Source organism: Flavobacterium sp. (assembly GCF_043720215.1).
Taxonomy (GTDB): Bacteria; Bacteroidota; Bacteroidia; order Flavobacteriales; family Flavobacteriaceae; genus Flavobacterium.
Genome location: NZ_JAYSSZ010000173.1, coordinates 1 through 9912, shown reverse-complemented (window position 1 = coordinate 9912; position 9912 = coordinate 1). Strand labels below are relative to the sequence as shown.

At 33.7% G+C, this 9912-nt stretch carries 10 protein-coding genes; 1 reads left to right on the top strand and 9 read right to left on the bottom strand.

Features of this window, described 5'->3' with window-relative positions; all coding sequences use genetic code 11:
- A partial coding sequence (locus tag ACHZC3_RS08005) for a hypothetical protein (RefSeq protein WP_394759339.1) occupies positions 1–581 on the top strand: 581 nt, incomplete at its 5' end.
- Positions 582–631: 50 nt separating this feature from the next.
- Here ACHZC3_RS08005 and ctlX read toward each other — a convergent pair.
- From ctlX to rpsK, 9 genes are all read right to left on the bottom strand, one after another.
- Complete coding sequence (ctlX, locus tag ACHZC3_RS08000; protein WP_394759338.1) at positions 632–1567, bottom strand: citrulline utilization hydrolase CtlX; 936 nt, start codon at positions 1565–1567, stop codon at positions 632–634.
- 66 nt (positions 1568–1633) lie between these two features.
- Positions 1634–2548, bottom strand: coding sequence for a dimethylarginine dimethylaminohydrolase family protein (locus ACHZC3_RS07995; RefSeq protein WP_394759337.1), 915 nt, complete (start codon positions 2546–2548; stop codon positions 1634–1636).
- Between the two features lie 81 nt (positions 2549–2629).
- Positions 2630–3913, bottom strand: coding sequence for a citrate synthase (locus ACHZC3_RS07990; protein WP_394759336.1), 1284 nt, complete (start codon positions 3911–3913; stop codon positions 2630–2632).
- A 523-nt stretch (positions 3914–4436) separates the two neighbouring features.
- Positions 4437–5726, bottom strand: a complete 1290-nt coding sequence (gene eno, locus ACHZC3_RS07985; protein ID WP_394759335.1) for a phosphopyruvate hydratase — start codon at positions 5724–5726, stop codon at positions 4437–4439.
- Between the two features lie 50 nt (positions 5727–5776).
- Complete coding sequence (carA, locus tag ACHZC3_RS07980) at positions 5777–6886, bottom strand: glutamine-hydrolyzing carbamoyl-phosphate synthase small subunit (RefSeq protein ID WP_394759340.1); 1110 nt, start codon at positions 6884–6886, stop codon at positions 5777–5779.
- 255 nt (positions 6887–7141) lie between these two features.
- The gene (gene rplQ, locus ACHZC3_RS07975) at positions 7142–7630 is read right to left on the bottom strand and encodes a 50S ribosomal protein L17 (RefSeq protein ID WP_394759334.1); all 489 of its coding nucleotides are present in this window, start codon (positions 7628–7630) and stop codon (positions 7142–7144) included.
- Positions 7631–7692: 62 nt separating this feature from the next.
- Positions 7693–8685: a DNA-directed RNA polymerase subunit alpha gene (locus tag ACHZC3_RS07970; RefSeq protein WP_394759333.1), complete on the bottom strand. Its 993-nt coding sequence runs from the start codon at positions 8683–8685 to the stop codon at positions 7693–7695.
- Between the two features lie 24 nt (positions 8686–8709).
- Complete coding sequence (gene rpsD, locus ACHZC3_RS07965; RefSeq protein ID WP_394759332.1) at positions 8710–9315, bottom strand: 30S ribosomal protein S4; 606 nt, start codon at positions 9313–9315, stop codon at positions 8710–8712.
- Positions 9316–9407: 92 nt separating this feature from the next.
- Positions 9408–9791 carry a 30S ribosomal protein S11 gene (gene rpsK, locus ACHZC3_RS07960; protein WP_394759331.1) on the bottom strand — a complete coding sequence of 128 codons (384 nt, stop codon included), beginning with the start codon at positions 9789–9791 and terminating at the stop codon, positions 9408–9410.
- Positions 9792–9912: the final 121 nt, after the last annotated feature.

The window sequence follows — 9912 nt, the reverse complement described above, 5'->3', positions numbered from 1 at the left end:
ATAATTTCGATAAAATACCTTCAGAAATAATGAAACTAAAAAATATAATTACAGCTTTACTTCTTTTGATAAACAGCATTGTGTTTAGTCAAAATGCTGAAAATAAATCAAAACTGGCAGTAAAAACTGTTAGAGCTTATCAAATAAAATCAGAAAATAAGATTAAAGAATTCTATAGTTATTTGAATATTTTAGGGAAAACAGAAGTAAATCCAGAATTGAAGCAACAAACTATTACTGAAATTAAGAAATTATTTAAAAATGAAAATAGTAAGATTCCAAATTTTGTAAATGAAACTGCAAAAGAGATTTCATTGAATGATTTTATAGATTTAGTGGCTAAATCTAATGAAAATTGTTTTTTTATTATTGAGAACATGAGTGAGTCTTATGTGCAAACTGATACTAAAAATCAAAGTTGGTGGACAATTGGTTATACATTACAAGTCTCTAAAGGAAAAGCAAAACATACAATTAGAAATATTATGCAAAATGTAACCCTTTTGCAAGAAGAAAAACAATTTGGAAAAAATACTAAAACAGTTTGGAGTACCTATTTAACTAATGTTTGGTTAAAGTAAAAGTCCAAATTCTAAATTAGAATTTGGACTTTTACTTTGATATTTTAAAACTATTCTTTAGGCAAGAAAATTTCCGCCATCATACAACGGGCGCTTCCGCCACCACAGGCTTCGATAGTATCTAAACTTGAACTAAGAATTGTAATATGTTCCTCTAGTTGCGCAACTTGTTTTTTGGTTAAACTCTTGTGAGCCGATGCGCTCATAATAAGATAACGACGCTCGTCTGCTCCTTGCAATTCGAGCATGTTTCCTGCAAAATTATTCATCTGATCTTCTGTGATTAGAATAACTTCTTTTCCATCAGATTTTAGACTATCTAGAACCATTTTTCGTTCTTTCTTGTCATCTATACAATCGGCACAAATAACTGCAAAAGTATCGGCAACACACATCATTACATTCGTATGATAGATGAGTTTTCGTTCCTTACCAACAGTTTGAAAAGCTTCGAAAATTACTGGAGTATATTCAAAATCTTCGCAAAATTCGATAAATAATTCTTCATCTGCACGAGGCGAAAGTGCACAATACGCTTTGTCATTTTCTCTATCTAAAACAATACTTCCTGTTCCTTCTAGGAAAAAACTGTCTTCTTCGGCCGAAGAATAATCCATAATTTCATTAACCACAAAACCTTTATCTTCAAGAATATCTAAAATTTCTTCACGACGTTCTAATCTCCTATTTTCGGCAAACATCGGATACAAAACGACATCACCATTTTCATGAAATGAAATCCAGTTGTTCGGAAAAATAGAATCTGGAGTGCTTGGCTCTACTGTATCGTCAATTACAGTTACATCAATACCGACCATTCGTAGTTTATTTACAAAAGTATCAAACTCTTCTTGGGCTTTAGTATTAACTGTTTCTGGCGAAAGTCCATCAAGAACTTTTTGGTAATAATTGTTTACTGCAGTTTGCTCGTTCATACGAAACGCCACTGGGCGAATCATGAGTATGGAATTTGTGGTTTGGTTCATTTTTATGTTTTGTTTAAAAGTTTAAAGCTTAAGGTTGTTTTGTAAACCTTAAACTTTAAACAAAATCTAATCTCTAATTAATGGCAAAGTTGAGCAACGCAACAAGCCTTCTTGTTTGGCAATTTCAGCATACGGAATTTCTTCGACGGTAAATCCGTTATCACGAAGCCAATTATTTAATCTTGTGAAGTTTTTTTCTGAAACGACAACATTATCATCAATAGAAAACACATTCGAATTCATATTATACATTTCGTCACGGGTAATATGAAATAGGTTTTCTTTTCCAAAAAGGTTTACTAAAAACATATAATCAGCCTCTTCGCGGAAACCGCTTTTGTATATAATGCCTTTTCCTTGACCTACCGGTTGAAAACAACAATCAAGATGCAAAGCATTATCATGAGCTTCTATTTTAGATTTTACTAAGTCAAATTCTTTGACAATTTTATTTGGAAATAAATTCTTAATATAATTTACTCCTGCCATATTGGTTCTTGCTGTAATGTAATCTTTGTAATCTGAACCTTTATAAGTTCCGATAAAAATATAGTCATTATGCAAAATTACATCACCTCCTTCAATATGTACTTCTTCGGGCGGGCGAACTACTTTTGCTGGATTAACCTGGTCGATTATATACTGAATTGCATCTAACTCTCTTTCTCTATCGGGCAAAATATTGGCTTTGATAAAAGTATCATCTATTACAAAACCAATATCTCGAGTAAAGATCTGGTTGTAATTTTCTATAATTTCAGGACGATACACTTTGACATCGTATTTTTGAAAGACTTTATTGAAAGCTTCCATCTCAGCAATCATATCTTTTTCAAAAGGATATGTTCCTGCCAGAATATGTTCTAACGATTTTGGATCATACGCTTCATCAGCAGTTGGAGTTGGTCCATTATTTATTGCAGATCCTAATACGACTGCTCTTAATCTTGAAAATTCGTTTTGTACATGTATTTCTAACATAAAATAGCTTTTGGCTTGTGAGCAAATATAAAAAAAGCTTCTCGATTAAGAGAAGCTTTTCGTTTAAATTATTTTGAGAAATTATCTTTTTTCTACTGGAACAAAATCTCTTAACGGATGACCTGTATAAACTTGACGAGGACGACCAATAGGTTCTTTATTTTCACGCATTTCTTTCCACTGTGCTATCCAACCTGGAAGGCGACCAATTGCAAATAAAACTGTAAACATATCCGTAGGAATCCCTAATGCTCTGTATATAATTCCTGAATAGAAATCTACGTTTGGATATAATTTTCTAGACACAAAATACTCATCTACTAGTGCCGATTCTTCTAGTTTTTTTGCGATTTGAAGAATTGGATCATCAACACCTAAAGTTCTTAATACTTCATCGGCTGCTTTTTTGATGATTTTTGCTCTTGGATCAAAATTCTTATAAACTCTATGCCCGAATCCCATCAAACGAAATTCATCATTTTTGTCTTTCGCTTTAGCCAAATATTTTTCTGCATCACCACCGTCTTTTTGAATATCCTCTAACATTTCAAGCACCGCTTGATTTGCACCACCGTGAAGTGGCCCCCAAAGAGCAGAAACTCCTGCTGAAATTGAAGCAAATAATCCCGCATGTGATGAACCTACCATTCTTACTGTTGATGTAGAACAGTTTTGTTCGTGGTCTGCGTGAAGTATAAACAATTTATCTAACGCTGCTACTACAACTGGGCTTGCTGCATAAGGACTTGTAGGTAATTTAAACATTAATTGCATAAAATTTTCTACGTATCCTATTGTATTATCGTAATAATTTAAGGGATAGCCCATACTTTTTCTAAATGTCCAAGTGGCAAGAACTAGGAATTTACCCATAGTTTTACAAACAGCCTCATACATTTCTTTTTCGTTTTCTACATTAACAACTTTTGGATTAAAAGCTGTTAACGCACTTGTTAACGAAGACAGAACTCCCATTGGGTGTGCTGTTTTAGGAAAACCATCGATGATGTTTTTCATCTCTTCGTTCACCAAAGTGTATTTACGAATATTGTTTTCAAATCTTTCTAATTCTACTTTTGTAGGTAACTCCCCAAAAATAACTAAATAAGAAACCTCAAGAAAATCGGCTTTGTCAGCTAAATCCTCGATAGAATATCCTCTGTAACGTAGGATTCCTTCTTCTCCGTCTAGGAATGTTATTTCTGATTTACAAACTCCTGAGTTTTTGTAACCTGGATCCATAGTGATGGCTCCAGTTAAATCTCTTAGTTTACTAATATCTATAGCTACTTCATTTTCACTTCCTGTTATTGTTGGAAATTCATACTTTTTGCCATCAATTTCTATTGTTGCTGTATTTGACATAATATAATTTGGGAATTTATCTAAAATATTTAATTTAACAAAGCTATGAAATTCCTTACTAATTAAAAAAGAATTCATGTATCGTTTTAGTTAAATAATTGGTAAAAGCTATTTTATTTTAAAAATGAAGGCTTGATAAGTCTGTTTTGGGTGTATTTATATTGAATATTGAAAGAATTTTATTTTATTTTGTAACTCATAAGTCAAATTGGTTAGTTTAAGTTTTCTATTTTTCTCTCATCTCGCAAAGACGTAGAGTCGAAATTACATTAAAAATTAGGTCTTTTTATTGAAAACTTTAATTCATATAAGTTTTGAATAATGAATATTTAATTTTAAATTTTGTTACTTAATTGACTGTTACTTTCTAGCCCCGAGTGAAGCGGAAAGCTACGAAATAAAAAAAACTGATTTTTCTTGCAACAACAGAGCGACCAAAGGAAGCTCCTGTTGCTGTTTAGAAAAATAGTTTTTTGAGTGAGTACTTGAAGCGAAAAGCGGGAAATAGCTCCTGAAAAATAATTTATTTTTTGAATGCTCTTACTCCTGGAAAATAAGCCACATCATTTAATTCTTCTTCAATTCTTAACAATTGGTTGTATTTTGCCATACGGTCAGAACGAGAAGCTGAACCAGTTTTTATTTGGCCGCAATTTAATGCTACTGCCAAATCGGCAATAGTACTATCTTCGGTTTCGCCAGAACGGTGCGACATAACTGATGTATATCCTGCGTTATGAGCCATATTTACGGCTGCAATAGTTTCGGTTAATGTTCCGATTTGATTCACTTTTACCAAGATTGAATTGGCAATTCCTTCTGAAATTCCTCGTGACAAACGCGTTACATTCGTTACAAATAAGTCATCTCCAACTAATTGTGTTTTGTGTCCGATTTTTTCGGTTAGGTATTTCCAACCTTTCCAATCGTCTTCGTACATTCCGTCTTCGATAGAAATAATTGGATATTTTGAAGCCAATTCGGCTAAATAATCTGCTTGTTCTTCTGATGTTCTGATTTTTCCTGTTGCTCCTTCGAACTTTGTATAATCGTATTTTCCGTCTACATAAAATTCTGAAGCGGCACAGTCTAAAGCAATCATAATATCGTCGCCAAAAGTATATCCTGCACCTTCTACTGCTTTTTTGATTGTATCCAAAGCATCTTCGGTTCCGCCAGCTAAATTAGGTGCAAAACCACCTTCATCACCTACTGCTGTAGATAAACCTCTGTCATGCAAAACTTTTTTCAAGTGATGGAAAATTTCTGTTCCCATTTGCATCGCTTGTGTAAATGAAGTCGCAGAAACTGGTATAATCATAAATTCTTGAAACGCAATTGGCGCATCAGAATGTGAACCACCGTTAATGATATTCATCATAGGAACTGGTAATGTATTGGCAGAAACACCACCAATATATCTGTATAACGGTAATCCTAATTCGTTAGCCGCTGCTTTTGCTGCTGCTAAAGAAACACCAAGAATTGCATTTGCCCCTAGATTTGATTTATTAGGCGTTCCGTCTAAATCGATCATCATTTTATCGATTAGATTTTGCTCGAAAACAGAAGTTCCAAGTAATTCGGCTGCGATTATCGAGTTTACATTTTCTACGGCTTTTAAAACGCCTTTTCCTAGATAAGCTTTTCCGCCATCACGCAATTCCATAGCTTCGTGTTCGCCAGTTGAAGCTCCAGAAGGAACTGCAGCGCGTCCTAAAACACCATTTTCGGTTATTACATCGACTTCGATAGTAGGATTTCCTCTTGAATCGAAAATTTGTCTTGCGTGAATTTTGATAATTATGCTCATTATAATTTTAGATTTATGATTTTAGACTTTAGATTTATTACAAATGTATCTTAGTTTTTTGAAAGTTTTATATTTTCGATAAAATCATCAAACAAATAACTAGAATCGTGTGGTCCAGGACTTGCTTCTGGATGGTATTGTACCGAAAAGCAGTTTTTGCTTTTCATACGCATTCCTGCAACAGTCAAGTCATTGATATGTAAATGTGTGATTTCTAAATCAGGATGATTGTCTAATTCTTCTTTATTGACAGCGAATCCGTGATTTTGAGAAGTTATTTCGCCTTTACCTGTTATTAGATTTTTAACAGGATGATTTATTCCTCTATGTCCGTTGAACATTTTATAAGTTGAAACGCCATTTGCTAATGCAATTACTTGATGTCCTAAACATATTCCAAAAAGTGGATTATTATTCGAAATGATTTCTTTAGCAACTGAAATAGCGCTTTCCAAAGGGTCTGGATCTCCAGGTCCATTAGATAAAAAATATCCGTCTGGATTAAAGCTCTTTAAATCCTGATACGTTGCATTGTATGGAAATATTTTAATATAACAGTCTCTTTTGGCAAGATTGCGAAGTATGTTAGTTTTAATTCCTAAATCCAAAGCTGATATTTTATATTTTGCAGTTTCATTTCCATAAAAATAGGGAGTTTTTGTAGAAACCTTTGAAGCCAACTCTAACCCTTTCATCTCTGGAATTTGAGCCAATTGCCCTTTTAGTTCTTCTATTGAAGTTCCGTCGGTAGAAATTACAGAATTCATAGCTCCGTTATCACGTATGTAACTCACGAGTGCTCGAGTATCTACATCGGAAATGCAAACTAGGTTTTGTTTTTTGAAATAATCGAATAGATTACTTTCTGAATCTGGACGGGAATGAAAATCGGAAAAATTTTTGCAAACTAATCCCGAAATCATGATTCTATCTGATTCTATTTCATCTTTATTTACACCGTAATTTCCTATGTGTGCGTTGGTGGCAACCATGATTTGTCCGAAATAAGATGGGTCTGTGAATATTTCTTGGTAACCTGTTGTTCCTGTATTGAAACATACTTCCCCAAATGTGGTTCCGCTTATTCCGATTGATTTTCCGTGAAAGATAGTACCGTCACTTAGTAGTAAAATTGCTGGTTGTTTTGTTGTGTGTTGCATTGTTGTTGTTAGTTGTGGTACAAAAATAAAGTTTTTTTCATTAAACTGTATCAAATCGACTAAGGAAATGTTTTTTTTCAAGTATTCAAATAATTTACTTTTTAGCCCTGATGGAGTGAAAATCCCACGCTTTTGGGCGTGGATTGCAACGACAGCAGGAATATAATTTACTGATAAAGCTCAAAAATTCGCTTCAAAAAAAAAGGATAAACTATTGCTAGTTTACCCTTTTGATTTATAGAATATTGAAAATCATTATTCTGCAGTTTCAGTTGTTTCATCAGATGAAGCTTCAGGCGCATCTGTAGTTGGTTCAGCTTTTTTAGCTTTTCCACCACGACGGCTTTTAGTTTTCACTTCTTCTTTCTTACCACCATTGTATAGTTCGTTGAAATCTACTAATTCGATCATTGCCATATCAGCATTATCTCCTAAACGATTACCTAATTTGATAATACGTGTGTATCCTCCTGGACGATCACCTACTTTAGCTGCTACATCTCTGAACAAGTCAGTTACTGCATATTTGCTACGTAAGTAAGCGAAACATATACGACGATTGTGAGTTGTATCGTCTTTAGATTTTGTTATAAGCGGCTCAACAAATTGTTTAAGCGCTTTTGCTTTAGCAACAGTAGTGTTAATACGTTTGTGCTCGATTAGAGAACAAGCCATATTTGCAAGCATCGCTGCTCTGTGACCTTTTTGTCTGCTTAAGTGATTGAATTTTTTTCCGTGTCTCATGACTATCTTTTTTAACCTTCATCTTGCTTCAATCCGCTTTGGAGAGCAAAATATGAAGTAATTTATTCTTTATCTAATTTGTATTTTGCTAAATCCATTCCGAAGGTTAAATTTTTAATAGCTACTAGTTCGTCTAGTTCTGTTAAAGATTTTTTTCCAAAATTACGGAATTTCATTAAGTCATTTTTGTTGAATGATACTAAGTCTCCTAATGTATCAACTTCAGCTGCTTTTAAGCAATTTAGTGCTCTTACAGAAAGATCCATATCAACAAGCTTAGTTTTAAGCAATTGTCTCATATGTAATGACTCTTCGTCATAAGATTCTGTTTGAGCTATTTCATCAGCTTCAAGTGTAATTCTTTCGTCAGAAAACAACATGAAATGGTGAATTAATACTTTTGCAGCTTCAGTAAGAGCATCTTTAGGATTAATAGAACCGTCAGTTTTTATTTCAAAAACTAATTTTTCATAATCTGTTTTTTGCTCTACACGGAAGTTTTCAATTGCATACTTCACATTCTTTACTGGTGTAAAGATAGAATCGGTAAAAATAGTACCAATCGCAGCATTTTGTTTTTTGTTTTCCTCAGCTGGAACATATCCTCTACCTTTTTCGATAGTCATTTCCATGTTAAGGCTCACTTTACTGTCCAAGTTACAAATTACCAATTCTGGGTTTAATACTTGAAATCCTGAAATATATTTTTGGAAATCACCAGCAGTAATTTGATTTTTTCCTGAGATTGCAAGTGTAACAGATTCGTTATCGATATCTTCAATTTGACGTTTGAAACGTACTTGTTTAAGATTAAGGATAATTTCTGTAACATCTTCAACAACTCCAGGAATAGTTGAGAATTCGTGATCTACACCTTCTATACGGATAGATGTGATTGCGTAACCTTCTAAAGCAGAAAGTAAAACTCTTCTAAGTGCGTTACCAACGGTTAATCCGTAACCAGGTTCTAAAGGTCTGAATTCAAACTTACCTTCAAAATCGGTTGAATCGATCATGATAACTTTATCGGGCTTCTGAAAATTAAATAATGCCATAAATTATAAGACTGATGTCAATTATTATTTGTTGTACAATTCGACGATTAGTTGTTCTTTAATGTTTTCTGGAATTTGCAATCTTGCAGGAACAGAAACAAAAGTTCCTTCCATTTGTGCATTATTCCATGTAATCCACTCATAAACATGACTTGAATTTGATAAAGAACGGTCGATAGCTTCTAATGATTTAGATTTTTCACGAACAGCAACTTTGTCACCAGGTTTTAGATGGTATGAAGGTACATTTACAAGTTCACCGTTTACAGTCACGTGTCTGTGAGATACGATTTGTCTTGCCGCTCTTCTAGTTGGAGCAATACCCATTCTATAAACTACGTTATCTAAACGCGCTTCGCACAATTGTAAAAGGATTTCACCAGTTACACCTTTTGAAGCTGCAGCTTTTTTAAATAAACCTCTGAATTGTTTTTCTAAAATTCCGTAAGAATATTTAGCTTTTTGTTTTTCCATTAACTGGATAGCAAATTCAGATTTTTTTCCTCTTTTTTTAGCCATCCCGTGTTGTCCAGGTGGGTAATTTCTTTTTTCGAATGATTTATCATCTCCGAAAATAGCTTCGCCAAATTTACGAGCTATTCTTGTACTTGGACCAGTATATCTTGCCATTTCTAAAAATTTAATTTAAGGTAGAGATTATGAATTCAGGTCATATCCTTCGATAATCTTAAATTCTACCTATTATACTTACTACTATAAAATTATACTCTACGTCTTTTTGGAGGACGACACCCATTGTGAGGAAGTGGCGTAACATCGATAATCTCTGTTACTTCAATTCCAGCATTGTGCAAAGATCTGATAGCAGACTCACGTCCGTTACCTGGTCCTTTTACATATACTTTCACTTTTTTCATACCAGCTTCCATCGCTACTTTTGAACAATCTTCAGCAGCCATTTGAGCAGCGTATGGAGTGTTCTTTTTAGAACCTCTAAAACCCATTTTACCAGCTGACGACCAAGAAACAACTTCACCTTTTTTGTTTGTCAAAGAAATGATGATGTTGTTAAAAGTTGCACTAATATGAGCTTCGCCTGTTGACTCTACTATAACTTTACGTTTTTTTGCTGCTACTTTAGCCATATCATTTGTTATTTAGTTGCTTTTTCTTGTTAGCAACAGTTTTTCTTTTACCTTTTCTTGTTCTAGAATTGTTTTTAGTTCTTTGTCCTCTTAATGGAAGACCAGATCTGTGACGAATTCC

Coding starts and splice junctions, on each gene's coding strand:
- ctlX (WP_394759338.1), bottom strand. CDS start 1,567: ATGAACCAAACCACAAATTCCATACTCATGATTCGCCCAGTGGCGTTT.
- ACHZC3_RS07995 (WP_394759337.1), bottom strand. CDS start 2,548: ATGTTAGAAATACATGTACAAAACGAATTTTCAAGATTAAGAGCAGTC.
- ACHZC3_RS07990 (WP_394759336.1), bottom strand. CDS start 3,913: ATGTCAAATACAGCAACAATAGAAATTGATGGCAAAAAGTATGAATTT.
- eno (WP_394759335.1), bottom strand. CDS start 5,726: ATGAGCATAATTATCAAAATTCACGCAAGACAAATTTTCGATTCAAGA.
- carA (WP_394759340.1), bottom strand. CDS start 6,886: ATGCAACACACAACAAAACAACCAGCAATTTTACTACTAAGTGACGGT.
- rplQ (WP_394759334.1), bottom strand. CDS start 7,630: ATGAGACACGGAAAAAAATTCAATCACTTAAGCAGACAAAAAGGTCAC.
- ACHZC3_RS07970 (WP_394759333.1), bottom strand. CDS start 8,685: ATGGCATTATTTAATTTTCAGAAGCCCGATAAAGTTATCATGATCGAT.
- rpsD (WP_394759332.1), bottom strand. CDS start 9,315: ATGGCAAGATATACTGGTCCAAGTACAAGAATAGCTCGTAAATTTGGC.
- rpsK (WP_394759331.1), bottom strand. CDS start 9,791: ATGGCTAAAGTAGCAGCAAAAAAACGTAAAGTTATAGTAGAGTCAACA.